This window comes from Enterococcus sp. S86.2, assembly GCF_059834485.2.
Window position 1 is genome coordinate 1,470,447 of record NZ_CM206813.1, and the last position, 26,371, is coordinate 1,496,817.

27 protein-coding genes and 1 other RNA gene are annotated in these 26,371 nt (G+C 36.7%); 5 read left to right on the forward strand and 23 right to left on the reverse strand.

Annotated elements, in window-relative coordinates:
* Positions 1–219: 219 nt before the first annotated feature.
* Genes AC6R0T_RS06910 through AC6R0T_RS06925 form a run of 4 tightly spaced genes read right to left on the reverse strand, consistent with a single transcriptional unit; the run spans position 220 to position 2,731 of the window.
* A complete protein-coding gene (locus AC6R0T_RS06910) occupies positions 220–1,125 on the reverse strand; it encodes an RluA family pseudouridine synthase (protein ID WP_206902803.1) in 906 nt (301 codons plus the stop codon).
* Positions 1,122–1,583: a signal peptidase II gene (gene lspA, locus AC6R0T_RS06915; RefSeq protein ID WP_206902802.1), complete on the reverse strand. Its 462-nt coding sequence runs from the start codon at positions 1,581–1,583 to the stop codon at positions 1,122–1,124. The genes AC6R0T_RS06910 and lspA overlap by 4 nt, the downstream gene beginning before the upstream one ends.
* A 15-nt stretch (positions 1,584–1,598) precedes the next feature.
* On the reverse strand, positions 1,599–2,288 hold the full coding sequence (locus AC6R0T_RS06920) for a CBS domain-containing protein (RefSeq protein ID WP_206902801.1): 690 nt from the start codon (positions 2,286–2,288) through the stop codon (positions 1,599–1,601).
* Between the two features lie 20 nt (positions 2,289–2,308).
* Positions 2,309–2,731, reverse strand: coding sequence for an EbsA family protein (locus tag AC6R0T_RS06925; protein ID WP_206902800.1), 423 nt, complete (start codon positions 2,729–2,731; stop codon positions 2,309–2,311).
* 67 nt (positions 2,732–2,798) lie between these two features.
* Here AC6R0T_RS06925 and AC6R0T_RS06930 point away from each other — a divergent pair, with 67 nt between their 5' ends.
* On the forward strand, positions 2,799–3,203 hold the full coding sequence (locus tag AC6R0T_RS06930; protein WP_206902799.1) for a ribonuclease HI family protein: 405 nt from the start codon (positions 2,799–2,801) through the stop codon (positions 3,201–3,203).
* Between the two features lie 156 nt (positions 3,204–3,359).
* On the opposite strand, the gene cls is transcribed toward AC6R0T_RS06930, so the two are convergent.
* The 4 genes from cls to AC6R0T_RS06950 all read right to left on the reverse strand — a co-directional run bounded on the left by cls (position 3,360) and on the right by AC6R0T_RS06950 (position 10,224).
* Positions 3,360–4,826 (reverse strand): cardiolipin synthase, encoded by a 1,467-nt coding sequence (gene cls / locus AC6R0T_RS06935; protein WP_230710863.1) that lies wholly within the window; start codon positions 4,824–4,826, stop codon positions 3,360–3,362.
* Positions 4,827–4,858: 32 nt separating this feature from the next.
* Positions 4,859–6,004, reverse strand: a complete 1,146-nt coding sequence (locus AC6R0T_RS06940; RefSeq protein ID WP_303754001.1) for a cation diffusion facilitator family transporter — start codon at positions 6,002–6,004, stop codon at positions 4,859–4,861.
* 247 nt (positions 6,005–6,251) lie between these two features.
* Positions 6,252–8,894: an alanine--tRNA ligase gene (alaS, locus tag AC6R0T_RS06945; RefSeq protein ID WP_303754046.1), complete on the reverse strand. Its 2,643-nt coding sequence runs from the start codon at positions 8,892–8,894 to the stop codon at positions 6,252–6,254.
* 274 nt (positions 8,895–9,168) lie between these two features.
* A complete protein-coding gene (locus AC6R0T_RS06950; protein WP_303754000.1) occupies positions 9,169–10,224 on the reverse strand; it encodes a DUF7278 family profilin-like fold-containing protein in 1,056 nt (351 codons plus the stop codon).
* 84 nt (positions 10,225–10,308) lie between these two features.
* Here AC6R0T_RS06950 and AC6R0T_RS06955 point away from each other — a divergent pair, with 84 nt between their 5' ends.
* Positions 10,309–10,740: a GNAT family N-acetyltransferase gene (locus tag AC6R0T_RS06955; protein ID WP_230710849.1), complete on the forward strand. Its 432-nt coding sequence runs from the start codon at positions 10,309–10,311 to the stop codon at positions 10,738–10,740.
* A gap of 181 nt (positions 10,741–10,921) precedes the next feature.
* Here AC6R0T_RS06955 and AC6R0T_RS06960 read toward each other — a convergent pair whose 3' ends face one another.
* Both AC6R0T_RS06960 and AC6R0T_RS06965 read right to left on the reverse strand, forming a co-directional pair.
* The gene (locus AC6R0T_RS06960; protein ID WP_206902794.1) at positions 10,922–12,271 is read right to left on the reverse strand and encodes a DEAD/DEAH box helicase; all 1,350 of its coding nucleotides are present in this window, start codon (positions 12,269–12,271) and stop codon (positions 10,922–10,924) included.
* Between the two features lie 57 nt (positions 12,272–12,328).
* On the reverse strand, positions 12,329–13,480 hold the full coding sequence (locus AC6R0T_RS06965; protein WP_230710847.1) for a VanZ family protein: 1,152 nt from the start codon (positions 13,478–13,480) through the stop codon (positions 12,329–12,331).
* An 87-nt stretch (positions 13,481–13,567) separates the two neighbouring features.
* On the opposite strand from AC6R0T_RS06965, the gene AC6R0T_RS06970 reads away from it, so the two are divergent.
* Positions 13,568–13,888, forward strand: a complete 321-nt coding sequence (locus tag AC6R0T_RS06970; RefSeq protein ID WP_282462534.1) for a hypothetical protein — start codon at positions 13,568–13,570, stop codon at positions 13,886–13,888.
* A 104-nt stretch (positions 13,889–13,992) separates the two neighbouring features.
* On the opposite strand, the gene AC6R0T_RS06975 is transcribed toward AC6R0T_RS06970, so the two are convergent.
* The 8 genes from AC6R0T_RS06975 to AC6R0T_RS07010 form a co-directional block, all read right to left on the reverse strand.
* Positions 13,993–14,217 (reverse strand): hypothetical protein, encoded by a 225-nt coding sequence (locus tag AC6R0T_RS06975; protein ID WP_206902791.1) that lies wholly within the window; start codon positions 14,215–14,217, stop codon positions 13,993–13,995.
* Positions 14,189–14,584, reverse strand: a complete 396-nt coding sequence (locus tag AC6R0T_RS06980) for a hypothetical protein (RefSeq protein WP_303753999.1) — start codon at positions 14,582–14,584, stop codon at positions 14,189–14,191. Before AC6R0T_RS06980 ends, AC6R0T_RS06975 begins: the two co-directional genes overlap by 29 nt.
* Positions 14,585–14,771: 187 nt before the next feature.
* Positions 14,772–15,428, reverse strand: a complete 657-nt coding sequence (locus AC6R0T_RS06985; RefSeq protein WP_282462533.1) for an HD domain-containing protein — start codon at positions 15,426–15,428, stop codon at positions 14,772–14,774.
* Between the two features lie 232 nt (positions 15,429–15,660).
* Positions 15,661–17,160, reverse strand: a complete 1,500-nt coding sequence (locus AC6R0T_RS06990; RefSeq protein ID WP_303753998.1) for a carboxypeptidase M32 — start codon at positions 17,158–17,160, stop codon at positions 15,661–15,663.
* Positions 17,157–18,320, reverse strand: coding sequence for a THUMP domain-containing class I SAM-dependent RNA methyltransferase (locus AC6R0T_RS06995; RefSeq protein WP_230710839.1), 1,164 nt, complete (start codon positions 18,318–18,320; stop codon positions 17,157–17,159). Before AC6R0T_RS06995 ends, AC6R0T_RS06990 begins: the two co-directional genes overlap by 4 nt.
* Before the next feature lie 148 nt (positions 18,321–18,468).
* Positions 18,469–18,833, reverse strand: an RNA gene (rnpB, locus tag AC6R0T_RS07000) — RNase P RNA component class B.
* A 19-nt stretch (positions 18,834–18,852) separates the two neighbouring features.
* Positions 18,853–19,284, reverse strand: coding sequence for a cell division regulator GpsB (gene gpsB / locus AC6R0T_RS07005; protein WP_206902787.1), 432 nt, complete (start codon positions 19,282–19,284; stop codon positions 18,853–18,855).
* A gap of 76 nt (positions 19,285–19,360) precedes the next feature.
* Positions 19,361–19,903: an SLOG family protein gene (locus AC6R0T_RS07010; protein WP_303753997.1), complete on the reverse strand. Its 543-nt coding sequence runs from the start codon at positions 19,901–19,903 to the stop codon at positions 19,361–19,363.
* Positions 19,904–19,965: 62 nt separating this feature from the next.
* On the opposite strand from AC6R0T_RS07010, the gene recU reads away from it, so the two are divergent.
* Positions 19,966–20,601: a Holliday junction resolvase RecU gene (gene recU, locus AC6R0T_RS07015; RefSeq protein WP_303753996.1), complete on the forward strand. Its 636-nt coding sequence runs from the start codon at positions 19,966–19,968 to the stop codon at positions 20,599–20,601.
* Positions 20,591–22,882 carry a PBP1A family penicillin-binding protein gene (locus AC6R0T_RS07020; RefSeq protein ID WP_230710837.1) on the forward strand — a complete coding sequence of 764 codons (2,292 nt, stop codon included), beginning with the start codon at positions 20,591–20,593 and terminating at the stop codon, positions 22,880–22,882. Before recU ends, AC6R0T_RS07020 begins: the two co-directional genes overlap by 11 nt.
* A gap of 57 nt (positions 22,883–22,939) precedes the next feature.
* Here AC6R0T_RS07020 and nth read toward each other — a convergent pair whose 3' ends face one another.
* The 5 genes from nth to cysK all read right to left on the reverse strand — a co-directional run bounded on the left by nth (position 22,940) and on the right by cysK (position 26,366).
* Positions 22,940–23,590, reverse strand: a complete 651-nt coding sequence (gene nth, locus AC6R0T_RS07025) for an endonuclease III (RefSeq protein WP_206902783.1) — start codon at positions 23,588–23,590, stop codon at positions 22,940–22,942.
* Between the two features lie 4 nt (positions 23,591–23,594).
* Entirely contained in the window at positions 23,595–24,287 is a 693-nt protein-coding gene (locus AC6R0T_RS07030; RefSeq protein WP_206902782.1) for a DnaD domain-containing protein, read from the reverse strand.
* 117 nt (positions 24,288–24,404) lie between these two features.
* A complete protein-coding gene (locus AC6R0T_RS07035) occupies positions 24,405–24,782 on the reverse strand; it encodes a RidA family protein (RefSeq protein WP_230710830.1) in 378 nt (125 codons plus the stop codon).
* Positions 24,779–25,222: a Fur family transcriptional regulator gene (locus tag AC6R0T_RS07040; RefSeq protein WP_206902780.1), complete on the reverse strand. Its 444-nt coding sequence runs from the start codon at positions 25,220–25,222 to the stop codon at positions 24,779–24,781. Before AC6R0T_RS07040 ends, AC6R0T_RS07035 begins: the two co-directional genes overlap by 4 nt.
* Positions 25,223–25,433: 211 nt before the next feature.
* Positions 25,434–26,366, reverse strand: a complete 933-nt coding sequence (gene cysK, locus AC6R0T_RS07045) for a cysteine synthase A (RefSeq protein WP_303753995.1) — start codon at positions 26,364–26,366, stop codon at positions 25,434–25,436.
* Between the last annotated feature and the right edge of the window lie 5 nt (positions 26,367–26,371).

Below are 26,371 nucleotides of genomic sequence, written 5' to 3' on the forward strand. Positions count from 1 at the left end.
TTAAAAGACAAAAAAACTCCTGCCCGAAGTTAGGCAGGAGTGATAATTGATTTAGTATCTGGGTACACTGACCCTTTTTACTACAATTCACTAAACAAGTTTTACTAAGGCGCACCTTACTAAATTACTTGCACACTCCTTTTTAGCCTCACGGGACTACTCTTAAAGGATTACTATTTATTTTTCCTAAAACAAGGTTACACTTCTTTAAATCAAAAATCAATCTTTTTTTCGTAAGTTTGTTAATGTTTTTTCAAAAATTTCTGGCAAAGGTGCTTCAAAAACCATTTTTTCGTTGGTACGAGGGTGTGTGAAGCCAAGTAACTTCGCATGTAAAAATTGACCGTTTCCTTTTAAGGTTTTTTTCGGACCATAGGTTGGATCTCCGGCTAGAGGAAAACCTATGTATTGCATGTGCACCCGAATTTGATGAGTACGACCAGTTTCTAACTGTAGTTCGACTAAAGTAAAGTCACCAAAGCGTTCTAAGACAGTAAAATGCGTCAGCGCTGGTTTCCCGTCTTCTCTTATTGCTTGCATTTTTCGATTAACTTTAGAACGACCAATAGGAGCTTCAATGGTCCCTTTTTCGTGAGTAATATTACCGTGTACCAAAGCAACATATTTACGCAAACTGGTTTTAGCTTTTAATTGTGCTGCTAATGATTCATGGGCAACATCATTTTTTGCCACCATCAATAGCCCAGAAGTATCTTTGTCAATACGATGAACAATTCCCGGACGTACAACATCGTTAATCGTTGATAAATTGCTCAATTGATATAACAATCCGTTTACTAGCGTGCCGTGACTGTGACCTGCAGAAGGATGGACCACCATTCCTTGGGGTTTATTTATCACTGCGACATCTTCATCTTCATAAACGATTTCTAAATCGAGATTTTCTGGCACTAAGTCCAGCGTTTCTGGTTCTGGAATTTGGATGACAATCTCATCTTGGGCTTTGACTTTGTAATTAGCTTTTAACGGTTGTCCCTTTAAGAAGACTACACCTTCTTTTAACCACTGTTGAATTTGCGAGCGGGTATATTCTGGTAAATATGTCGTTAACGCTTTATCAATGCGCGGCCCGTTTTCTTTTATCACAATTAAAAGTTCTTTCATGCTTTTGCTCCTTTAAAGCGTTCTTCAAATAAAATGTAAATAAAAATCAAAATAACTCCCACTACTAAACAAGAATCCGCTACATTAAAAATAGGAAATGAGACAAAATCAGTTTGAAACATATCCACTACGTAACCTAAGCGCATGCGATCAATGAAATTGCCTAATGCGCCCGCAAGCACCAAACTTAACCCCAATGAATAAAGCTTGACACCGTTACGATTTTTGTACAATAAGTAACTACAAGCACCAACTGCTACAATTGTGACAATGGCAAAAAAACTCATTTGCCCTTCTAACATGCTCCAAGCAGCACCTGTATTTTGAAAATAAGTTAGTGAGAAAACATTTTTAATAATCGGCATCGATGTGCCCAATGCAATATTGGCAACGATCCACCCCTTGACCAATTGATCTACTACGATCAAAAGTACCGCAATAAGAATAAAAATTATCATAAATTCAACTCATTTCTAAACATTAAATAAATCACGCGGACGAATAATTCCTAATAAGTTACCATTAGGATTTCCATCGCGTGTAATTAAGATTGCTTCTAACAATCCATTTTGATGAAACATATTTTCTGCTTCTGCCACAGTTGTTTTACTGTCAACAAACTGGTAATTGGTCACTTTACCATCTTCAATTAACAATTCATCTGCCAAGCGATTGCCTAAAACTATCTCACCTTTTAAGCTTTCTTTGGCAAACCAATAACCTAGCGCTCTCAAAGTGATAAGGCCTTTAAATTTGCCTTTTTCGTATAAGGGAAATTGAGAATAGCGCTTTTGAGCAATGGTTTTTAGAATTTCATAAATTGGTAAAGTAATTTCAAAACCTGTTACATTTTTCCGAAAACGCGGCAAGACCAGTTCTGGCTGCAACAGTGCTTTTTCGATTTCCATAATCCGTTTTACTACCCACTCATTTGGTTCTGCGATCACAAAATCTGTACTAATTTGGTCGTGAACAATAGCATTGCGCAATTGCGCCATTTGCAGTAGATCCTCGGCATAATCATTTGTCAAAAATTCTGGTTTTTTGCTTAAACGGCGTACCATTTCACTAAAGCCCATGTTTTTGGGATTATTTAATTGCTCTTTTAACCATTTGTTAATCCGATTAAAACTAGCTAAAAATAAATCAGCATTTTCCGCCATAACGACTGCTCCTTTTTATTTTATTGAAACAAATCACTTTCTTTGGTCACAAATTTTTCAGCTGAAATATGGGTTTTGAGTTCTGTAATTAATGCTGACTTGGTTTTCTTACGCATTAGAAAATGATATTCTTCACCCAAATACAAAAACTCAATACCGTTTTTGATAATAGCGACTTGGGTAATATTGCGGTAATAAAGTTCTTGCTTTTTCCAAAAGCGAGCATAATAAACCGTAATATGATCATGGGTTAAAACAAAGCGGCGCAGACAGCCAATTATAACACAGACAAAAAAGAAGGCCATGACTAAATTGCTTTTCCAGTAGGGTCTAGTATTTTCCAAAGACAATGTCAAACTATAAAAGAGAACAATCAATGTTAATGACCAATAAATGATACTGACAGCAAGTTCTGGCTGCCAACGATATTTTCTATTTTTCATACTTGTAAATTGCTCCTCTTCTGCTAAAGTTAAAACGTGAATTATTTTAATTATAAGGATGATGACTATGATTAAAGCCTATATTGATGCCGCTACAAAAGGTAACCCAGGTCCAAGCGGTGCAGGGTTGTTGTTAGTTTCTGACAATCTGCATGAACAAATCCACCTACCATTGAAAACGATGAGTAACCACCAAGCTGAATTCCATGCTTTTTACGAATTATTAACTTATCTCATCCAACACAATTATATAAATGAAACCATTTTTGTTTACTCTGATAGTAAGATTTTAGTCCAAACAGTAGATAAAAACTATACTAATAACGAAAATTTCCAAGAAATTTTTCAAAAAATTCAAGCTTTGCTACCAAATTTCCCCCTATTAATTTTACAATGGATTCCAGAAAGTAAGAATAAAGGCGCTGATCAACTGGCCAGACAAGGGCTACAAAAAGCATTACGACAGCATTAAAGAATAAAGACACCAACACAGCAAAGATCAAAGTAAGTTTTTCTTTGAATCTTTGCCGTTGGTGGCTTTTTTACTATACAAGAAAAAATATTGATTTGACTACTTGAGCACGATCTAACTTATTGCTAGTAAGAAAAATAAGTTCGGAAGTTTTGCTTATAAAATTGGTGACAGTAAACGAGAAAAGTTTTGCTTAAAACGTAGCCAATAGGACTGATTGGCGATTATTTCATCTGTTAAAACATAGCATTTTTCTTGATCGGCTAAAAAGATCTGCTGCATTTGTTTGGTTAGCGTTTCATCGTAGACAAAAGCGTTCACTTCAAAATTTAATTCATAACTACGAATATCTTGGTTGGTTGAACCAAAAGAACATAAATTGTCATCCATGACAATGGTTTTTGCATGTAAAAAACCATTGTCGTAATGATAGATTTTAATTCCCATTTTATGCAGTAAATTAGCATAATATTGCGTTGCACGGTAGATAAAAGGATGATCGGGCATATTGGGAATCATAATTCGGACATCAACGCCTGAACGTGCAGCTGTAACCAAAGCATTAAACATGACGTCATCTGGAATTAAATACGGTGTTTGAATCCATACTTTCTCATCCGCAGACAAAATCATTTTAACAAAGGCACTTTTTAAAATATCGATTTTATTTTCTGGGCCATCTGCCACTACTTGAATCTCAGCTTGCCCCCCCGTATCTTTTTTAATCACAAAGTAACGTTCTTCGTAATCCAACTGGTCGCTCTCATTTTTAACCGAAGCATTCCAATCCCGAATAAAGATTTCTTGTAAACTGAAACTAGCCGTACCAACAATGCGTCCATGGGTATCCCGCCAGTAACCAAATTTTTCACTGCGACTTAAATACTGATCCCCCACGTTAAAACCACCGGTCCAACCGATTTTACCATCAATTACTACGATTTTACGATGCAAGTGATAATTTAACCGAGTTTTGCGAATTAAATCTCGCGAAGTAATAAAGGCGGCAACTTTCCCCCCCGCTGCAACTAGCGGCTGAAAGAATTTTTCATTGGAACCTTTTGCCCCCCATGGATCATAGATTAGACGAACTTCTACGCCAGCTTTCGCTTTTTCAATTAATAGTTGTAAAAATTGATGTCCAATTCTATCCGGGAAAAAAGCATAGTATTCTACATGAATATTATCTTCAGCTGATTTAATATCTTCAAATAAAGCCGCAAATTTCTCATTACCATCTGTATAGAGCTTTACGCTGTTGCCCCTTGTTAAAGGTGATTCATCAACAGATTTTAAATAGCGTTCTAATAATTTTAGTTCTTTTTCTACTTCTTCAATATCATAACGCTTATTATTCTGGTGAATTAACGTATTAATTTCTTTGACTTTTCGATTGGTCTCAACATCATATTTATAAACTGTTTCACCATCAATTCCCCGGCCGCAAAATAAATACACGATAAATCCAATAATGGGGATAAAAATTAAGGTCAAAGACCACGCAAGAATGCTCGTAATCGAGCGTGGTTTTCGAAATACTGTAACCAAAGCACCAATCGTGTTAATGAAAATTATAAGTAAAAAAACTGATTGTAAGATACTTAAATCTTGTTGAATCGTCATTGGCTAAACTCCTTTACGTCAAATTTAGATCGTTATAATAAATAGTTGTGATCAAAGGTTATTTCTAAAGTGACAGCACCCAAACGGTTGGTTAAATATTCTGTCAAATTTTCGCGAATTTCAGAATCTTTTTTAGCACATTTTGGTGGCACTACGACATCAAAAGACAACTGATTTTTTTCAATCCGAAAATCATGGACACGCAAATCTAACTGTAATGCGCTAATCGCTTCTTTTACGATCTCCCATTTTCGCTGGTACTCAGGACTTTTCACCGCAACCGGATCTAAATGGCAAACAAGCTCCACCTTCAAGTTTTCGCGAAAATCTTTTTCAATGCGGTTAATAATATCATGAGCATGATTTAAGCTCCACGTGTCATCTACTTCAATGTGGACTGTGGCAAATTGTTTTTTAGGACCATAACTGTGAACCAACAAATCGTGATACCCTAAAATATCAGGATATTCATTTAAGTGCGTTTCCATTTTTAAAATTTCTTCGCTACTAGGACGACTTCCCAATAATTCATCGATAAATTCTTTCACCATTTTTAAACCGCTGTATAAAATATAAAGTGCGATAAAAAGCCCCATCCAACCATCAACATGTAGACCAGTAAATAGTTCAACAAAAGCTGAAATGAGAACAGCTGCCGTTGTAATAACGTCATTTAAGCTGTCTTGTGAGGATGCTTTTAGTGTTTCAGAATCAATTTTGGTTGAAATTTTTTGATACATAAAACTTTGCCAGATTTTAATGCCAATTGATAAGAGCAAAATAATAAAAACCAATGGCGAAAGTTTAATTTTGCTTGGATCCATTATCTTTTCAACAGAGGAAACCAAGAATTGAAAGCCAACAAAGGTAATAATAATCGAAATCATGAAGCCACTAATATATTCAAAGCGCTCATGACCATAGGGATGTTCTTTGTCGGCTGGTTTAGCTGCAATTTGAAAACCAACCAAAGTTAACACAGAAGATGCAGTATCACTTAGGCTGTTGATGGCATCGGCCATGATTGAAACACTGTGGGCGAAAAGACCAATAAAAAATTTCATAATAAACAAGAGACCATTTGAAACAAGTCCTAAACTACCTGCTAAAAAACCAAAAGAAGTGCGCGTCTTTTCTGCGTCTTTTGATTCGATTTTTTTTATAAAATAATTAAGCATTGCCGTAAAACTCCTTCAACTAAACTTCTCTTCATTTTACCCTTTTTATCAATTTCAAACAAATTTAAGGCCATTCTTGATAAATAATTATCGGCTTAAAAACGACATAAATAATAACCCGAACGCAATATGTACTTGGCCTTTAAAAGGCGCAACTCTCTAAAATTAAAGAGTGATACATTTATTGTTCGGGTCATCATCTTTTATCACGATTACAATCTAGCTATTCGTGTATTTTTAATTTTTATTATGCTTGTTGTAAGAAATCGGCTACTTTTGCTAGGGCAGCGCTAATGCCAGCAGGATTTTTACCTCCGGCTTGAGCCATGTCAGGACGTCCACCGCCACCACCGCCAACGAGTGGTGCAATCACTTTAATTAAATCTCCAGCTTTTAAGCCTCGTGCGATTGCTTCATTACTCATTGCCGCTAACAAGTTTACTTTTTCACCGCTAGCATTGGCCAACACTAACACATCAGAAGTAGCTTTTTGCTTCCATTGGTCAGCTAATTGACGCAATTGGTTCATATCTTTAACCTTCACTTCAGCAGCGATAAAACTAATACCATTTATAGTTTCAACGTTTTTGAAAATATCGCCAGCTTGTTGATTGGCTAATTTACTTGCCAATTGTTCATTTTCTTTTTGTAAATCTTTTAGTTGTTGTTGTAGTTGTACAGTTTTGGCAACAACTTCTTTTAATTGTGGTGATTTCACAATTGTGGCGATTTCTTTTAGTTGTGTTTCTTCACTATCAAGTAATTCATAGGCTTCTTTGCTGGTTACAGCTTCAATTCGGCGGACACCGGCACCAATTCCTGACTCAGAAACAATTTTGAAAATACCAATATCTTCTGTATTGGCCACATGCGTGCCCCCACAAAGCTCAATGGACCAGTCGGCAACATTTACAACGCGGACATCGTGACCGTATTTTTCACCAAATAACGCCATTGCTCCCATACCTTTGGCTGTATCAATATCTGTTTCAATTGTAACAACGGGTAGTGCATCCCAAATTTTTTGGTTGACGATTGCTTCCATTTGGCTTAATTCTTCTGTTGTCACTTGACCAAAGTGCGTAAAGTCAAAACGCAAGTGTCCTGGGGCCACTAGTGAGCCAGCTTGATTTGCATGATTGCCCAATACTTCTTTTAATGCTTTGTGTAATAAATGCGTCGCTGTATGGTTTTTAATAATACGATTACGACGAGCAACATTAATTTGTAAGAAGTAAGTCGTGCCTTCTGATACGGGTGCTTGCAGCGTTACCGTGTGTAAAAATTGACCATTTGGCGCTTTTTTCACATCGTGAACTTCAGCGACGATATTTCCTGTTACATCACAAATGATACCAGTATCGGCAACTTGTCCTCCCATTTCTGCGTAAAACGGTGTTTTGGCAAAAATTAATTGTGCTTCACCACTATTTGCAGCACTAACAATCGCTTCGTCTTGAATTAAAACGAGCAATTCACTTTCAGCTTCATAGTTATCATAACCCACAAACTTACTTTCTACTTTAATTTCAGTTAGTAAAGCAGATTGAACTCCCATTGACACGTCCGTACTGCGAGCTGCACGGGCCCGTTCTCTTTGGGCTTGCATTTCTGCTTCAAACCCAGCGTGATCAACTTTTAAGCCTTCATCTTCTGCGACTTCTTCAGTTAATTCAACTGGAAAACCATACGTATCATACAATTTGAAGATATCTTGTCCGCTTAAGGTATCTTTTTTCTCAGCTTTAACTTTTTCAATCACTTGGGTCAAAATTTCCAAGCCTTCGTTGATTGTTTCATGGAAACGCTCTTCTTCTGTTCGGATTACTTTTTCAATAAATTCTTGTTGTTGTAGAATTTCTGGATAATAACTGTCCATAATCTTACCGACAACGACAACTAATTTATACAAAAAGGCTTCATCGATTCCTAGTTTTTTGCCGTGCATAACAGCCCGACGTAATAAACGCCGCAATACATAACCACGACCTTCATTAGAAGGTAACGCCCCGTCGCCAATGGCAAACGCCAAAGCCCGAATATGGTCAGCAATTACTTTAAAGGAAATATCAGTTTGTGGTGCATCGCCATATTGGAATTTGCCACTTAAAACTTCTACTTCTTTAATAATTGGCATAAATAAATCTGTTTCAAAGTTGGTTGGTGCATTTTGAACGATGGAAACCATTCGTTCTAGCCCCATCCCCGTATCAATGTTTTTATGCGGTAATGGTTCGTAAGTATCGTCTGGTTTGTGATTAAACTCAGAAAATACTAAATTCCAAATTTCCAAGTAACGTTCATTTTCCCCGCCAGGATAGTTTTCAGGATCGTCTGCTGCTAAATCGTTGAATTCCTCGCCACGATCGTAAAAAATTTCAGTATCTGGACCGCTGGGACCCGCACCAATATCCCAAAAATTGTCTTCAATTTCCACAATATGATCAAGAGGTAATCCGACTTCTTCATGCCAAATACGCTTGGCTTCTGTGTCTTTTGGATAAACCGTAACATATAATTTTTCTGGATCAAAAGCCATCCATTTTTCATCAGTTAAAAATTCCCAAGCCCAATGAATAGCTTCTGTTTTAAAATAGTCACCAATTGAAAAATTTCCTAACATTTCAAACATTGTATGGTGGCGAGCTGTTTTCCCTACATTTTCAATGTCGTTGGTTCGAATTGATTTTTGTGCATTTGTAATCCGGGGATTTTCTGGAACCACAGAGCCATCAAAATATTTTTTTAAAGTGGCAACTCCAGAATTGATCCACAAAAGGGTGGGATCATTCACTGGTACTAAAGATGCACTTGGTTCAACACTGTGTCCTTTTGACTTGAAAAAGTCCAAGAACATTTGGCGGACTTGGCCGCTGGATAATTCTTTCATCATTTCTCCTACTTTCAAAAAAAATAAGACACCACTGCAAGACAAGGACGAAAACCGCGGTACCACCTTGTTTGCAATGATGTCATTCATTACCTCTTAAGCTCTATAACGCGGAGTTGCGTCAGTATTGCTACTGAATTAAAAAAAGGGAGCAACTGCAAACAGGTTTGTGCTTTTTTCTCAGCAAACAAAAGCTTTCTGTAACAAAGAAACTGTTCGGTTATATCCTTTTTCCTTACAAAGTATAGAAGACAAACCTATACTTGTCAACGATTTAATCTAATTCAATTGAGATTACTTTACGATATAAAAAATCTTGTGGTGTTAATTTTTCATCTGCTTTTAGACGTCTATTGGCACGGTAATAAGTTGCTTCTGGTAGCAATTCTAATAAAGGAATCCCGCTTTTTTGACTATGTTCCATTTTCAAGACAGCATCACAAGTTAGTTCATAGCGATTGGCTCCACCGTTAATAACTACACCAAACATATTGGGACCTTGTTTTAAGCTTTTCACTTGTCTGCCCCAGTAACTTTCGTCAACATCAGCAGCATTTCCCCAGCGAAATAGTTTACGTGTTCCTGCGCCTACCATAAATTCCCACTGATCTTCACTTAATAAATCAAAGCCTTCATTTTGAATCGTATGAATTAAACTTGTTTGGTTGCATTCAAAATGCTCAAAGACATAATAACTATCAGTACCATCTGCAATTTCTAAGTAAAAAGCATTTGGTGATAAAATATGGTATGGCAATGAGTAATTTAAGCTTTCTTCAAAAGTTTGCGGCGGCGTAAGCTGTGCTTTAACCTCCGCTTCAAAAGGACTAAATTTTGCCACATTTCCCGTAAATTCCCCCGTAATAGTATCTAACATGCCTAAATAGCGCGTTCCTGCCGGTAGTGCATGCTTTTGTATCAACATGGGGGGAATATCTTTTTTTCGTAAGGGAGAGGTATGCAAATTGACGTATAAATCCCAACTATCCAAATCTCCCAAGTGATATTCTGCAACAATTTGTTTATCGTTTTTTGTTAAGGGATGTGTGTTCGTAATTGACCAAGCGTTAGTTGCTAGTCCTTTTACACCCAAATCCCAGCCTAAAATTGCTTCTTTTTGTCCGGGCACAAAAACAAAAGCTTCGCCATCGATTTCCAATTCAAACGTGCGGCATTTTACGCCATCTAATTGATAAGTCAATAATTCAAGATTGGTGATTTCTTTTAATGGACTGACAAAATACATTAAGACTTGCTGGAACGCTTGAATCTTCGCTTCATCTGTCAAATTCTTCCAATTATTCCAACGTAACATTTCAAATAAATTCATCGAAATTCCCCTTTAAACAATGACTTTTCATGTTATTCTTTTTTTAACCTGCTAAAATTTAGTATATCATGATTGGAGTACATTATGGATAAAATTTCTTTTGGCTGCCAAAGCAGTTTACAAGCAGCAGCCTTTTATGTTCGCTATCACGTTTTTGTTTTAGAACAAAAAATCAAGCCAGAATGGGAATTTGACTCTTTGGATGACAAAAAAAGAAAGTACTTTGTTCTTTTTAAAGACGAAATCCCCGTGGCTAGCGTTCGCTATCAGGCCTGGGATCAAAAGACGATTCAACCGGATCGTTTTTGTGTTTTAAAAGCTTATCGCAACCGTGGCTTAGGTCGCAAATTATTAACAGCCTATGAAAAGCAAGCTAAAAAAGATGGCTATATCTTTTCGCAACTGACTGCCGAAGTTACAGCTATTTATTTCTATCAAAAGTTAAATTATCAAATTATCAGTGATGTTTTCTTAGAAGATGGTATTTTGTGTCAGAAAATGGCAAAAAAACTGTAAGCTTATCCCAAAGAATAAAAGAAAATACATTTTGACGGTTTGACTGATTTGATAAGCTGGCCTTATATTAGCTGGCAATGAAAACAACATTTCTGGCAGTAGTGTAAAATTTTTTTCACTCTCTTTTTGCTAATGGAAAACAACAAAAAGTCATGATGCTAAAGCATCATGACTTTTTTAACTATTGACTTGATTTTTTCTTGTGTTTTCGTGCTGTACGCAGTTGCTGGCGTTTTTCGACTTTACGTTTTTGTTTTTTATCTTTGTCGACTGCCCATTGAATTTTTTTCTTATAACCTGGTTTGATTTTTTTCTTTTTCTTTTTAACCAAACCAATCAGCGTCGGATCTAACTCATCTTTTTTGGTCTGTTCCCGTTTTTTCCGACGGTTGCGATCATAACCTGTGACAATTTCGCCATTTTTGATTTCTTTTGGTTTAAAGGTCACACCGATTTTTTCAATTGCGGCTACTTTTTCCTCATCTTGCGGACCGTATAAAGTAATCGCCGTACCAGCCAAATTATTACGGCCAGTTCGTCCAACACGGTGAATAAAGAACTCTAAATCATTAGGAATCTCTGCATTAATAACATGGGAAACGCCCTCGATATCAATTCCTCGAGCTGCTAAGTCTGTTGCAACAACGTATTGAAAATCCATATTTTGGATGCTACGCATGATGCGTTTGCGTTCGCGGGGTGTGATATCACCATGGACTTTGGCAACTTTTAAGCCTTGTTCTTTGAGATAATCACTAATTTCATCTACGCGTTGTTTGGTATTGGCAAATACTAAGGCCATATAAGGATGCCCAATCGTCAGTAACTGATAAATTAACCGATTTTTATCTTTGCCCTTGGTAGCGATTAGCCAATTATCAATCGAATCAGCTATGACTGCTTTGGGTTGAATCTCTTCAATTACTGGATTTTCCAAGTATTTTTTTAAAAATGGACGTAATTTTTCGGGAATGGTTGCTGAAAAAACTAATATTTGAACTTTTTCTGGTAATCGGCTCGCGATTTGATCAACTTCCTGCAAAAAACCCATGTCTAATGTCATATCTGCTTCATCGACTACAAAAGCAAAAGCTTTATGGATAAATAAGGCTTGTTCATTAATCATATCCAACAAGCGGCCTGGTGTTCCGATGACTACATGAGGTTGTTGATGTTTTAATTTGTCAATTTGCCGTTGTTTATCTGTTCCGCCCACAAAATTGCTCACACGAATTACAGGATCAGAAAAAGCTGCGATTTGTTTGGCAGCCGCATAAATCTGATTGGCCAATTCTCGACTTGGTGCTGTAATGACAACTTGAGCACTTTCATTAGTTGGATCAACTGCATCAAGCAATGGCAGTAAAAAAGTATGGGTCTTTCCCGTACCTGTTTGCGATTGCCCGACAACGCTTCTTTTTTGTTTAATGACAGGAATCAAGCGTTCTTGCACTTCCGTTGGTTTTTCAAACTTCTTTTCTTTAAGAGCTTCGTATATAAAGGGCTTAAATTGAAAATCCGTAAATTGCATATTTCCACCTTCTTTTCATAATGTTCTTAGGGATTATAGCATAAATGGCACACTGCGTCAGATTTCTTTTGGCAAAATTGTACTTATTACATAAGTCCCACTTCTTTTTTCATAAAACAATTGTCTTTTCTTACGAATCACTGACCAGATAACGTTAATAACAAACAATCCTTGAATGACAGCTGCGCCGATTGTAACCATAGAAGCAATTCCGACTAAAAAGTGGTTGTTGCTTTTCACCAAAGGCGCAAATAAAGTACCGAGTTGTCCAATACCGCCATAAATTAAATACAACAATCCATAACGCTTTACTAACGCTTTTAAGGTGATATGGCGATGCTCGTTTTCAACCACGCGAATTCTAACAATTTTTTTCCCCAGTGTTTGACCATTTAGCCCATAGTTTAAAAGGATAAAATAAAGTAAAATGGTGACAAAATACCATGCTGGGGTATCACTAAAATCAATTGCATAATCTTGTGTAAAAAAGCGTAAAGCAACAGTAAGTACAAAGGTAAAGAAATAAATGAAAAACCAATCTAAGAAAAAGGCGGCAAAGCGTCGGAAAAGAGTCACATCTCGCCCTTTTTCATAGGCTGTTTCGGCTAACTCTTCTCGTGATGGCAATAATAAAGTAAATAAAGGTTCAACCAAATAACCAAGCGTACCACCAATGGTGTTGTGTAAAAGGTCGTTCACATCAGCCAAACGATAATTTCTGGGATAAATAAAATACAGCCCGGTTAATTGTGTAACTTCAAAGAATAATGACAATAAAAAGCTGGCCAATATCGTTTTCTTCAAAGAAAAACCGAAGAAATAGCGTAGATAAACGCCAAATGGCAACAGTAAAAATACGTTAAATACAGGTTCTAAAAAAACGCCTTGTTTCATGGCGGGCAAATACGTACTTGGATCATTTAGTCTCAAAACGGTTTGGGTTAAAAAGTTATGCAATGAAGCACCTAAATGCAATTCATAGTGAGGTCCCGTGTAATGCGCCACCTCCGAAATTGGTGGTAATGGCAAAATGACTAAAAAATAGGCACATAACAAATAAAAGACAAAAGAATACATAATAAGGGCACGACTAAAAATAAAGCGACCAAATTTACGATACTCATAAATAAAGAAAAAAGATGAGATAAATAAGGCTAAAAACGGGAAAATCAAAAGAGCTGTTTTAAGTGGTTCAATATAAGCAGACATAAAAGATCCTTTCTTTGCTTAAGCTAAGTCTTAAAATATTTCCCAAAAAAAATACTTTGGCGTATGATAATTACAGGAGGTGCAATTATGTTAAACGAGTATTTTGCATTGGGTGTTCCTATTGCACTAATTGTTTTATATGGTCTAATCTTGCTACTGCGTAAAAAAAGTAAAATTCCCTATCTGGGGTTTGTATTGTTTATTATAGCGGGCTTTATGGTGGCTTTTAGCTACCAAGTGTTGCAATACGCCATAAAAGAACAAGATGATTTAGTAAAAGCAAGTAAAAACTTAGCTTTAAGCTATCCATTTTGGTTATTATATATCCCTTTAATTATCGGGATTATTTTAGTTGGCATTAATATTTTTCGTGCTTACAAGCGCATTAAACCACAACTTAAATCATAAAGCATTCTGATAAAAACACAAAACAAAAACGCCCAAACGCGTAGTGCAGATTATCTGAAACACAATAACCTGTCTTGGTACGTTTGGGTTTTTCTTTTTTTTAATTAATCTTCTAAAAACTCTGATTCATCGTTGTCTTCAACATATTGGCTACGCTCTTCTTCGTCTAATTGACTGACCAGATAATCATAATCTGCTTGGGATAAAACCACCACATCGACATCATTTTGTTCATCAATTAATTCCACTGCAGAATAATCGTCACCCAAATTTTGTAAAAGGGTAATAAAACCTTTATCTTTAAAAGTTAAATACTCCGTTTTTTTCATTTTCAATCACTCCTAATAAAATTCGTAAAAGCGAATACTGACGGTATTTTTTTTTTGCCAAAGCAGTCAGTGTATAAAGATCTAATTTTACATAATCTTCAGCTACTAACTGATAGAGATTATCTTCTAAAGCCTCTTCGATGTATGGCAATACCTCATCTTCATCTCCGTGTGACGCAGCTTTAGTTTTCAAAATTTGTTGAAATAAACGAGGGTCTAAGAGTAAAAAGTATTCTTTATCATACTTATAGACTGCTACATGATATAGCTTATTAGTCAAATGTGCTTCGATAACAAAAAAGCATTCATTGTTGGCAGTTAATGTATTTAAAAGCTCAGCTGGTTCCATAGCTTGTTGGTAGAACATCTCCATCCCCCCTTAACTTGATTATAGGAGATATTCTAACTAAAATAAAATAATAAGTGTTGTGACAAAAGGCACAATCGTGCAAATATTGCGCTTAAGACTTTATTTTTCTTTAGTGGTATCTTTATGTCAGCTTTTCATGTAATCATGTTTATTGTCTATTAAGCCTTCTGTTCAAAAAATCAGATTAAAAGAACTCCGCGTTTTCCGGCTCCCATTCTTGATAAAATTCTGACAAAAAAGCTTCCATGAATTTTTGCCGCCGCACAGCTTCTGTATAGGCTGTTTTGGTATTCATTTTATCTGGTAGTAACAACAGTTTTTCATAGAAATGATTGATGACGGTAGTGCCTTTTCGGTATTCTTTTTTATCGGTGAAATTGATGGGTTTTATCATTGGATCGTGTAGCGGATGCTGGTGGCTACCACCAAAATAAGCCGTTCTTAAGATCCCCATTGCCCCAAGTGCCTCGAGCCGGTCAGCATCTTGAACAATTTGTCCAGCAATAGATAAATTTGCTTTTGCTTCCAATTCTTTTGAAAAAGACATATTTGTGATAATAAAAATAATTTCTGCCTGCTGTTGTGCGCTAAAATTAATTTCCTTCAAAAAATTTTGTAATTTTGTGAGAGCAATTGCTACATCCGGAACAACTTTATCGTCGATTGTATCATGTAAATAAGCCGCAGCAATTAAAACCTCTTCGTCTAATTGCGCAGCTTCTTTTTTTGCAATCTGAGTAGCCAATGTCGCCACGCGGCTGGCATGATCAAAACCATGGCCAGTCAAATCTTCTTGCAACTTTTCTTTAGCATATGCGATGATTTCTGGTATCTTATCCATTTTTTTCTCCTTAATATACAAGTTAATATGCAAATTCGAATTTTCACAATCTTCAAAAAGCGTTTACAATAATAATAGAGTGGTCACTTGTTGCAAGACAGTTTTAGAAGATCTCCCCCTCAATCACTAACTGGTAATTGATGCAGACAATTCTAGCCACTTCCCCAAATAATGCCAAGCGAACTCGCTTGGCATTATTTATACTTTCCATACATTTAGTAAAAAGCAATAGTTATGCTTTGATTTGATAAACAGTTTGATAAAGCTCTGACAAATAATCCAGCAGATACTGAGGATTTAAGGTTTCTTTTGTTGCTGCTTTGATTAATTCACTAGGTGTTTTACTTCTTCCAAATTGGTGAATATGTTCTGTCAACCAAGCTTTAATCGGAGCGTAATCGCCACGGGTTAATAAGTCATCCACCGCTAGTTCTTTTTCCATTGCGTGTAGTAACTGTGCCGCATACATATACCCCAAAGCATAAGATGGAAAATAACCAAACATCCCGCCAGACCAATGGACATCTTGTAAAACACCAACTAAATCATTGTCTGGTCGAATTCCGAGATATTCTTCATATTTATCATTCCAAGCTTTTGGCAACTCAGCTGCCGTTAAGTCACCATTAAATAGCGCTTTTTCTAATTCATAACGAATAATAATGTGTAACGGATAGGTTAAACTATCAGCTTCAATGCGAATCAGACTTGCTGCGGTAGCTTTTAATGAACGATAGAATGTTTCAAAATCAATATCGTCGAAAGTACCTTCAGCCGCAGCTTGAAATATCGGATATTGCTTTTGCCAAAAACTACGCTTACTACCTAAAATAATTTCATAAAACAATGACTGAGATTCATGAATTCCCATCGATGGTGCATCATAAACTGGTGTCATATTGTATTTTTCAGCCATATTCTGTTCATAAATACCATGTCCAGCTTCGTGTATTACACCAAAAATTCCCATTGAAAAGTCCTGCTCGTTCCAACGGGTTGTAATGCGGACATCATTACGAGCAAGTCGTGTGGCAAAAGGATGGACCGTATCATCAAGGCGTCCGCGATTAAAATCAAAGCCTAGTTGTGACACTAAGTTTTCGACAAAAACTTTTTGTTGTTCTTTAGTCATAATTCTGTCTTTAAAGCTTGTATCAGGTTCTATGCCTTCTTGTGCAATCAGTTGTCTAATTTTTACCAATCCATCTCTTAGTTCAGTAAAAACCTCATCCAAGACCGCAGTAGTCATGCCTGGTTCAAATAGATTTAATAAAACATCATAATCTGTTGCTTCATCTTTTTTATAATAAGGAATCAACTCTTTTGTTATGCGGATATTTTCTTCTAGTGCTGGTTTGAAATCAGCAAAATTTTGTGATTTCCTAGCTTTAACCCAAGCAGTATGGGCTTGACTATATAAGCGACTGCGTTCGACCATTAACTCTTTGGGAATTGCATGAATTTCGTCATAATCTTTTTTTGCTACTTGAAAGACAGTTTTGCCAACTTCGGAAAGTTCAGCTTGATGGTCATTAAAATAATCAAGTGCCGCTTTAATTTTAGGACCAGTTTGCTTTTCAAAAGCTAATCCGCTTAGATAACCACTAGCTGCTCCTCGCTCGATCGCAGCAGTCTCAGGCATACCAGTTTGACTATCCCAGTCTAGTAAAGCTAGAGTTTGATTTAATAGTGTGATTTCGGCTAATTCATCTAGAAATTCTTTTTCTTTCATTCTGCTTTCTCCTTTGTTCTTGGTGGGCGTGTTCCCCAGTATTGAAATAAGTCTGTTCGTAAAGCTCCGTTATATAGTTTGCGTTTTTTTGTTGCTTTGGCACCATAAAATGATTCAAATTGTAGATCACTTGTCAAAATATATTTACTCCAAGTTTTTAATGGACGTAAAACAGTTCCCATTTCTTTGTATAGTCTTTGGACAGTTTCTGTTTCACCCAAACGTTCGCCATAAGGTGGGTTTGCTACAATCACACCATACTCTTTATCTGTAGTAAAATCTTTTACCGCTTGCTGCTTAAATGTAATCGTATCTCCTAAGCCGATTTCTTCGGCATTTGCTTTTGCTATTTCGATCATTTTACCGTTAATATCATACCCGCTGATATCCAGTTCAATATCATAATCTGCCGCATTATCAGCATCTGTGCGGACTTTTTCAAAAATCGCTGCGTCAGCCCAATCCCATGTTTCACATAAAAATTCGCGATTAAAGCCCGGCGCAATATTATGACCAATTAAGGCTGCTTCGATACAAATTGTACCAGAACCACAAACGGGATCAACAAAAGGACGATCTTTACGCCAATTGGTTAATAGTACCAATGCTGCTGCTAAATTTTCTTTTAAGGGCGCGCCACCTTTTTCTAAACGATAACCTCGTTTAAATAAACTTGGACCAGTCGTATCTAATGTCACCATAACATGGTCTTTTAAAAGTGCGACTTCTACAGGAAATAATGCACCAGTTTCTGCTAATGGCACAGTTGTAGGGCGATGATAATAGGAGCGCAAACGCTCGACAATTGCTTTTTTTGTGATTGCTTGGCAATCAGGAACACTATAAAGTTTTGATTTAATTGACTTTCCACTAACCGGAAACTCTGCATCCAGTGGTAGTAAATCTTCCCATGACAATGCCTTGACTTTTTCAAATAGTTCATCAAAAGTATAGGCATCAAATTCACCCACAACAATTTTAATTCTGTCTGCAGTTCTTAGCCACAAGTTTGCAGTCGCGATTGTGGTTAAATTTCCTTTAAAACGCGCACGACCATTTTCCACTTGGCATTCAATTCCTAAATCTCGTAATTCTTTTCCTACTAAAGCTTCTAAGCCACTGGCACAAGTTGCCACTAAATTAAACGTTTGTTCTTTCATATATTCTCCTTTACCCGCAGGCATAAATTGTTCTTAAATGTATTGAAACACGACTATCACTCGAATGCAAATGATTGCAAAGAAAAAAAGCTGAACTTACTGTCCAGCTTTTAATTTAGTTTCAAAATAAGCCCTGAATCCTGTGATTTTCTATAAGCCATGTTCTGTCCGCAATTTTTTCAGGGTCAAAAATTGCGGGGTAATCATCTATCTGCATCATAAAGATACCTTCTTGTATTCGTTTGATTCCGTCAAAGAAGTGCCCCTACCATTGTTTGGGTTGCTCGCTCGAGGGGTTTACCGCGTTCCACCGTCAAAGTTTCCCTTGACGCTTCGTCACTGTGGCACTTTCAAGGATACTTATCCGTAGCTTGCGCCTTAGGAATTTTTCCTGCCGTTACTAAAATAGCACCCTGGCTTATGGTTTCGCCAGGCACGAACACTACAAGCATCACAGCTTGTGCGAGCATGGACTTTCCTCAGCCTATTGCTAGACCGCGATTACCCGAAAATCACAGACTTCATTAAAATGTTAGAAACGACGTGTCCGTTCGTTATCATCACTATTTTCATCGTTGGTATAATTACCATTTAAAGATTGAGATACACGTGTTGTGACTTCTGAGCGGTCTGCTGTTGTATCTTGATCTAATTTTTTACCAAAAACTTCTTTTTCCAAGTTGGAAAGACGTTTCAAAATGTCAAAGTTTGTAACTGTTTGACTTTTTGGCGCTTCTGTTTGCACACGGCTTGGTGCCGGTGTTGGATTAGCAGCTTGTTGGCTTAGTTTAGCCTGTAAGCGATCGTTTTCTTCTTGTAACGCTAAAATTTCTTTGTTATATGCTTCATAGTCTTTGATGACGTTGTCTAAAAATTCATCGACTTCAACGGGATCATAACCACGCATTTTTGTTTTGAATTCTTGTTGCAAAATGTCTTTTGGACTATAGTTTAAATTCGCCATTAATTCATACACCTCATTTATTTTTAGAAACTCTCTTAAAACATTCTATCAAAAATAAGCTAGAAAGCAACAAAAATCATTCATAGAAGGTATTTTGTAAATCATCCATCGTAATGAGATGAATGAGATATTCGTTATTTTCCGCTAGTTTTGTGGCACTATCTAGTAAATATTTCGGCTTTCCTGGAAATTCAGGATCAAAAACAGCAAGAACGCCATCTGAGTGCTGTAATAAAAAATTTGTATGATTTTGTAATTGTTGCGGACTTTGATAAGGTTTATGACTGACAGACTCTACGTAGTCCGCTTCTTTTTTTAAACGAAGTAACTTTTCTTTATTGCCTTCATTCCACTGTTCACCAAATTCTTCAAAAGGAAATAAAACACCTAAATGTAAATCGGGATAAGTTGCTTTTAATTCGCTAACCGTCTCAGCTGCCCACATTTCCACCCCAAGGTTGCCACTAACAATCAACCACTCTAATCCATCGTCCACATAAGGCAACAAATTATTTTTTATGGCTTTCTTAATAATTGCAATTTTAGGGTCCTTATCTTGAAAAACCCCTAATTCATAACTCCTGTAACCTGTTAATAATAATGTTTTTATAGTTTCCATAACGATACCTTTTCTTTCCTTTTGGCTTTTTGGTATAATACACCGGTAGGAGTGTGACGAATATGGTTTTAAAGTACCCCAACGGTCAAATTTATCAAGCTGCGCTACCTGCTAAGCATAAACAAACAAAGGTTAAAACTCAAGAAACAGCTAGTTTTAGCAATCGCGGCATGCGCTTTGAAGAAGCAATTAATGAAAGCAATCTTTATTATTTAACGCATAATCAAGCAGTGGTGCATAAAAAGCCCACCCCGATTCAAATCGTTAACGTAGATTATCCAAAACGCAGTGCAGCAGTTATTAAAGAAGCTTACTTTAAAGAGGCTTCTACTACTGACTATAATGGAGTTTATCGCGGTTTTTACCTTGATTTTGAAGCTAAAGAAACAAAAAACAAGGCATCGTTTCCTTTTAAAAACTTCCATGACCATCAAATACGGCATATGGAAGCTTGTTTAGTACAAGGAGGCATTTGTTTTGTTTTACTTTGGTTTTCTTCCTTACACCGTTGCTTTTTTTTAGACAGTAAAAATTTGATTTCACTGTGGACACAACAAAAAAATGGCAAAAAGTCGATTCCTCTTGATGTGATTGAAAAAATTGGAATCGAAATTACACCTAAAATTGCCCCGCGAATTCCGTATCTTGAGGCAGTAGAAAAATTTGTTTTAAAGGAGTCAAATAAAAATGGGAAATGACACACCATCACGGGCGTCCCGCCACAATGGCAGCAACACGCCACAAAAGAAACCAAAAAAGATGAAAAAGAAATCAAAAAACTCTGTTGGATCAATTATTTTAAAATGTTTGATTGGCTTTTTTATCGTTGGCTGTATCGGCCTACTTTCAGGAATGGGACTTTTTTGGTTTTATGCTAAAGATGCGCCTAAAATTGAGGATAGTAAATTAGATGCCTCTGTTTCTTCAGTAATATACGCAAGTAATAATGATATCGTTGCGGATTTAGGTTCTGAAAACCGCAAAAAGATTTCAGCACAAGATGTTCCCCAATTGTTAGAAGATGCTGTAGTTTCTGTCGAAGACCGTCGTTTTTATAAACATATCGGGGTTGACCCTATTCGGATTGTCGGCTCTGCCTTATCCAACGTAACTAAGGGTGGATTACAAGGTGGTAGTACGTTAACACAACAATTGATTAAGCTTTCTTATTTTTCCACAAAAAAATCAGATCAAACGTTGAAAAGAAAAGCACAAGAAGCTTGGTTGGCACTACAATTGGAACAAAAAAAATCTAAGCAAGAAATTCTAACTTACTATATTAATAAAGTTTATATGGCAAATGGTTTATATGGTATGGAAACTGCCGCAGACACTTATTATGGGAAAGACTTAAAAGATCTCGACTTAGCTCAAACAGCACTACTAGCTGGCATGCCGCAAGCTCCGAATGCCTATGATCCTTACCAACATCCAGAAGCGGCAAAAGAACGCCGGGATACTGTGCTGTATACAATGAAAGAAAACAACAAAATCACCGAAAATGAATATCAAGCAGCAATAAAAAAACCGATTAAAGACGGATTGAAAGATTTAGAAAAATCAAGTGAAAATCTACAGCTCGTTGATAACTATGTTAAAGAAGTCATTGAGGAAGTCAAAAATACTACGGGAAAAGACGTCTATACAGACGGTCTAGAGATTCATACTAATTTAGATTTAAATGCACAAAAGCGCTTGTACGAAATCGTGAATACAAATAAATACGTGAATTATCCCGATGAAAAATTGCAAGTGGCAACAACGATGGTAGACGTCAATACCGGAAAAGTTTTAGCCCAAATTGGTGCGCGTAACGTGCCAGATAATGTTGTTTTTGGTAACAATCAAGCCGTCAGCACGGCTCGTGACTTTGGGTCAACCGTTAAACCAATCACCGATTATGGTCCTGCTTTTGAAAACCTAAATTTATCGACAGCAAAACGCATTGATGATGCTCCATACAAATATGAAGGTACAAATATCAGCGTTAACAACTGGGACAAACAATACATGGGAAATATCTCTTTGCGCACAGCCCTTTACGAGTCCCGAAACGTCCCTGCTGTTAAATTATTTAACGAAGTTGGCAAAGACAATGTTACAAAATTCTTGAATGGTCTTGGAATTTCATACAAAGATTTAGTTCAATCCAATGCGATTTCAAGTAATACAGCCCAAGACGGCTCAAAATATGGTGTCTCTTCGCTTAAAATGGCAGCTGCTTATGCAGCCTTTGCCAACGGTGGAACCTATTATAAACCACAATATGTTAATAAAATTGTTTATCAAGATGGCTCTTCTGATGAATTTAAACCAGAAGGAAAAAAAGCGATGTCTGTTGGTACTGCTTATATGATTACGGATATTTTAAAAGATGTGATTACACAAGGCACCGGTACTAATGCAATGATCGATGGGCTAATTCAAGCTGGTAAAACAGGAACATCCAATTATTCGGATGAAGATTTAGAAAAAATTGGTATTACAGACGGTATTTCACCAGATGTTACGTTTGTCGGCTATAATCGCCAGTATGCCATTTCTGTTTGGACGGGTTATGAAAAACATTTGACCCCCATTACATCGGAATCAAATATGATTGCCTCAGATGTTTATCGGGAATTAATGCAATATGTTGCACAAAACGGCGAAAATAACGATTGGAAAATCCCAGATGACTTAATCCGTGTGGGTAGTGAATTATATTGGCGAGATAAATATGAACAATCGCTTGAAACACAACCTTCCTATTCACAAAGCCAAACCGTGCCAAGTTCAAGCACAACAGCTGAAACAAATTCAGAATCAAGTTCAAGTACAGAAGAATCTACTGCTTCTAGTGCACCACCTGAAAGCAGTAGTGTCACACCAACACCAGATCCATCAACACCTCCTGAAAGTAGTTCAACACCACCTGCCTCTTCAGAGACACCAGAAAGTAGCACAACACCACCTGCTACGAGTTCATCAGGTGGCTAAGGAAATATTTAAAAACAAAAACCGCTCAGAAATGACGAATCATTTCTGAGCGGTTTTTTAAAGTTTCTTTTTCATTCGTTCTTTACCATCTTGACAAATTGGCAACAAGGGACAAATTTCACATTTAGGATTACGCGCTAAGCAGTGATAGCGTCCAAAGAAAATCATGCGATGATGATCTTTAATCCATTCGTCTTTGGGCAACTTTCTCATTAATGTTTTTTCAACTTCAACAACGGTGGCATTTAACTTACAAATTCGCAGGCGTTTTGAGACCCGTTCCACGTGCGTATCAACTGCAATAGCAGGTACGCCATAGGCCTCTGCCAAGACCACATTTGCTGTTTTTCGCCCGACCCCTGGTAAAGATTCTAAAATTTTGCGATCATTGGGTACAGTCCCCCCATACTCTGTCGCAATAATACGAGCGCAGGCCTTTATATTTTTTGCCTTGGTACGATATAAACCAATCGTCTTAATTTTTGCAATAATATCCTCTAACGAAGCCTCTGCTAATTTATCAGCCGTACCAAAATCAGCAAATAAAGCCGGTGTTGCTTTATTAACTGAGACATCTGTCGCTTGAGCACTTAAGATAACCGCAATTAAAAGTTGAAAAGGTGTATTGTAAATCAGTTCACCATGGGCATTTGGAAACATCTCTCCCATGACTTTTAAAGCATAACGAGTTTTCTCAACATTTAACATCTCATTATTCTCCTTTCAACCAATTTTCTAAAGAATAAGGCGAAAGTTCTCTGTTATCATTGTCAGCCGGCTTTGTTTTTTGCTTTTGATAGTGTTGTTTCTCTTTTGCCACATCTTGGCCTGACTGAATATTTTTGCTTCGCCAACTTGACAAGATACTTTCAATATATTGTAAACTGCGAGCATTGTTTAACACCGCTTCTTTTAAGGCTAAAATAATAATTTCTGGACTATATTTATCTTCTTCAAGCCATTGTGCAATTCTTTCGTATTCAAATGACGACAAAGGGCGGCCAAATTCTTGTTGAAAATGCTGAAACATTTGCGCGATTTCTTGTTGCTGCCCTTCTTGGATAGTATTTTCTTTATTTTGTGCTAATAATTGCGCAATTTTCTCAAAGATTGGAGTAAATAAATAGTGATCTTGTTGCTTATTATCCACTACTACTGTTTCAATTTTAATGACTTGTTTTAGAACTAATTGATTTAAAAGTTCAAAGACTTTTTGTTGCGCCAATCCCATCTCAGTTGCAATTTGATTTAAATCAGGAAAGTTGTCTCCTTGTTCATGATGACGATATAATTGCAACCAAAAAATCAATTCATCACTATTCATCCCTAATTGATGGTAGTGATCTAATATCAAATTGGAAATAACTGTTTGTCCAGCAGCAAAATAATCTTCTAAAGCTAACATGGTATCCCTCATTTCTCTATATCAGTATAACGTATTTTTTATCTCACGGCGAAAAAAAAGCCAATCCAAACAGATTCTGTTGGACTGACTTAAATTAATAAAAGTCGTTTAAAAGTACTATTTCACAACTGCAATAATTTCAATTTCGACCATGGCATCTTTTGGTAAAGCTGCCACTTGTAGTGCTGAACGAGCAGGAAAAGAATCATTGAAATAAGTTGCGTAAATTGTATTAAACGCCGCAAAATCATTGATGTCTTTTAAAAAGCAAGTCGTTTTAACAACATCATCCATTGTTAAATCACAACTTTTTAGTAAGCCTTGAATATTTTTAAACACTTGAACTGTTTGCTCTTCAATCGTTGTTCCGACCATCTCTCCTGTATTTGGATCTAGTGGGATTTGACCTGAAGCAAATAAAAAGCCATTTACAATTTTGCCCTGCACATAAGGTCCTATTGCTTGTGGTGCCAAATTAGTTGTTACATTTTTCATTTTTCGTTCTCCTTTTTTTGGCAGTCTGGACATAAGCCGTATACTTCCAAACGATGATCATTAATTTCAAAACCAGTTAATTGACTTGCAGCAATTTCGACATCTTCCAATGATGGATAAAAGAAATCAACTACTTTCCCACAGTTCGTACAAATTGCATGATAATGTGGTTTTGCCGCAAAATCAAAACGACTGGAGGCATCACCATATTTCATTTCTTGAACAAACCCAATTTCAGTAAATAAGCGTAAATTATTGTAGACTGTTGCAACGCTCATGCTAGGAAACGCTGGGGATAGCGCATGATAAATTTCATCGGCAGTTGGATGGGATCTATGACCAATTAAATAATCTAAAATGGCTTGTCGTTGCGGTGTCACGCGGATATTATCCTTTTTTAACTTTTCGATTGCTTCGGTGACGCTAAGACGCTCTTCCATTTAATCCCCTCCTCTTTGTATTATTATAGTGTAATCATACTATGAGAAGACTAAAAAGAAAAGTGTCTGTTTAAAATCTCAAACCAAAGAAAACTAAATGATGCAATAATTCAATATAAACCTAATTTGGCAGACTTAAACCGCCAATTTTGGCTAATAAAAAAACCCTCGAATTTGCACGAGAGTTTTTTTAAGCCAAGTTTTCAAAAGATCATTCTTCGTCAAATTGATAAAGAACTGTCGATAAATAACGTTCCCCATTATCTGGTACGATTGCTAGAACCTTTTTGCCCTTGCCTAGTTTTTTAGCAACATCAACAGCAGCTTTAATCGCAGCACCTGAGGAAATTCCTACTAAAATCCCTTCTTCTGTTCCCATTTTACGCGCTGTTGCAATTGCATCATCACTTGAAACAGCCACTGCTTCATCATATACTTTTGTATCTAAAGTATCCGGAACAAAGCCAGTACCAATCCCTTGAATTTTGTGCGGTCCTGGTTTGCCACCTTCTAACACAGCTGATTCTGCTGGCTCAACGCCGTAAATTTTAATTTCTGGATAAACGCGGCGCAATTCATGTCCTGCTCCAGTAATCGTACCACCAGTACCAATACCAGCAACGAATGCATCTAAACCACCAACGCCAAACGCATCAACAATTTCTTTACCGGTTGTTTTTTCATGAATTTCTGGATTGGCAGGATTTTCAAATTGCAATGGTAAAAAGTAGCCGTTTTCTTTTGCTTCTTTTTCAGCTCGCTTGATAGAACCCGTAATTCCTTCTGAACCCGGTGTCAAAATTAATTTTGCACCATAAGCTTGCATTAATTTGCGTCTTTCAACGCTCATGGTATCCGGCATAACTAAAATGACATTATAGCCTTTTGCGGCACCAACCATCGCTAAACCAATCCCAGTATTTCCAGAAGTGGGTTCAATAATTGTCCCGCCAGGTTTTAAATTTCCTTGTGCTTCAGCCTTTTCGATCATACTTTGAGCAATACGATCTTTCACGCTACTACCTGGATTGAAAAATTCTAATTTTACATACAATTCAGCATCATCACTCGAAACCAAATGATTCAGTTTCACAATGGGAGTCTGACCAATTAAATCCAAAACAGATTGATAAATTTCACTCATGCTAC

Bases quoted from the DNA above. Each gene is read 5' to 3' on its own strand.
- AC6R0T_RS06955 (WP_230710849.1), top strand. From the start codon at position 10,309: ATGGATAAAATTTCTTTTGGCTGCCAAAGCAGTTTACAAGCAGCAGCC.
- AC6R0T_RS06910 (WP_206902803.1), bottom strand. From the start codon at position 1,125: ATGAAAGAACTTTTAATTGTGATAAAAGAAAACGGGCCGCGCATTGAT.
- AC6R0T_RS07030 (WP_206902782.1), bottom strand. From the start codon at position 24,287: ATGTTAGCTTTAGAAGATTATTTTGCTGCTGGACAAACAGTTATTTCC.
- AC6R0T_RS07010 (WP_303753997.1), bottom strand. From the start codon at position 19,903: ATGGAAACTATAAAAACATTATTATTAACAGGTTACAGGAGTTATGAA.
- AC6R0T_RS06970 (WP_282462534.1), top strand. From the start codon at position 13,568: ATGTTAAACGAGTATTTTGCATTGGGTGTTCCTATTGCACTAATTGTT.
- AC6R0T_RS06930 (WP_206902799.1), top strand. From the start codon at position 2,799: ATGATTAAAGCCTATATTGATGCCGCTACAAAAGGTAACCCAGGTCCA.
- AC6R0T_RS06960 (WP_206902794.1), bottom strand. From the start codon at position 12,271: ATGCAATTTACGGATTTTCAATTTAAGCCCTTTATATACGAAGCTCTT.
- AC6R0T_RS06985 (WP_282462533.1), bottom strand. From the start codon at position 15,428: ATGGATAAGATACCAGAAATCATCGCATATGCTAAAGAAAAGTTGCAA.
- AC6R0T_RS06995 (WP_230710839.1), bottom strand. From the start codon at position 18,320: ATGAAAGAACAAACGTTTAATTTAGTGGCAACTTGTGCCAGTGGCTTA.
- AC6R0T_RS06940 (WP_303754001.1), bottom strand. From the start codon at position 6,004: ATGCTTAATTATTTTATAAAAAAAATCGAATCAAAAGACGCAGAAAAG.
- nth (WP_206902783.1), bottom strand. From the start codon at position 23,590: ATGTTAAATGTTGAGAAAACTCGTTATGCTTTAAAAGTCATGGGAGAG.
- recU (WP_303753996.1), top strand. From the start codon at position 19,966: ATGGTTTTAAAGTACCCCAACGGTCAAATTTATCAAGCTGCGCTACCT.
- alaS (WP_303754046.1), bottom strand. From the start codon at position 8,894: ATGAAAGAATTATCCAGCGGCCAAGTCCGCCAAATGTTCTTGGACTTT.
- AC6R0T_RS07040 (WP_206902780.1), bottom strand. From the start codon at position 25,222: ATGGAAGAGCGTCTTAGCGTCACCGAAGCAATCGAAAAGTTAAAAAAG.
- AC6R0T_RS07020 (WP_230710837.1), top strand. From the start codon at position 20,591: ATGGGAAATGACACACCATCACGGGCGTCCCGCCACAATGGCAGCAAC.
- AC6R0T_RS06965 (WP_230710847.1), bottom strand. From the start codon at position 13,480: ATGTCTGCTTATATTGAACCACTTAAAACAGCTCTTTTGATTTTCCCG.
- AC6R0T_RS06920 (WP_206902801.1), bottom strand. From the start codon at position 2,288: ATGGCGGAAAATGCTGATTTATTTTTAGCTAGTTTTAATCGGATTAAC.
- cysK (WP_303753995.1), bottom strand. From the start codon at position 26,366: ATGAGTGAAATTTATCAATCTGTTTTGGATTTAATTGGTCAGACTCCC.
- AC6R0T_RS06975 (WP_206902791.1), bottom strand. From the start codon at position 14,217: ATGAAAAAAACGGAGTATTTAACTTTTAAAGATAAAGGTTTTATTACC.
- AC6R0T_RS07035 (WP_230710830.1), bottom strand. From the start codon at position 24,782: ATGAAAAATGTAACAACTAATTTGGCACCACAAGCAATAGGACCTTAT.
- AC6R0T_RS06980 (WP_303753999.1), bottom strand. From the start codon at position 14,584: ATGTTCTACCAACAAGCTATGGAACCAGCTGAGCTTTTAAATACATTA.
- AC6R0T_RS06925 (WP_206902800.1), bottom strand. From the start codon at position 2,731: ATGAAAAATAGAAAATATCGTTGGCAGCCAGAACTTGCTGTCAGTATC.
- AC6R0T_RS06950 (WP_303754000.1), bottom strand. From the start codon at position 10,224: ATGAATTTATTTGAAATGTTACGTTGGAATAATTGGAAGAATTTGACA.
- lspA (WP_206902802.1), bottom strand. From the start codon at position 1,583: ATGATAATTTTTATTCTTATTGCGGTACTTTTGATCGTAGTAGATCAA.
- gpsB (WP_206902787.1), bottom strand. From the start codon at position 19,284: ATGGCGAATTTAAACTATAGTCCAAAAGACATTTTGCAACAAGAATTC.
- cls (WP_230710863.1), bottom strand. From the start codon at position 4,826: ATGACGATTCAACAAGATTTAAGTATCTTACAATCAGTTTTTTTACTT.
- AC6R0T_RS06990 (WP_303753998.1), bottom strand. From the start codon at position 17,160: ATGAAAGAAAAAGAATTTCTAGATGAATTAGCCGAAATCACACTATTA.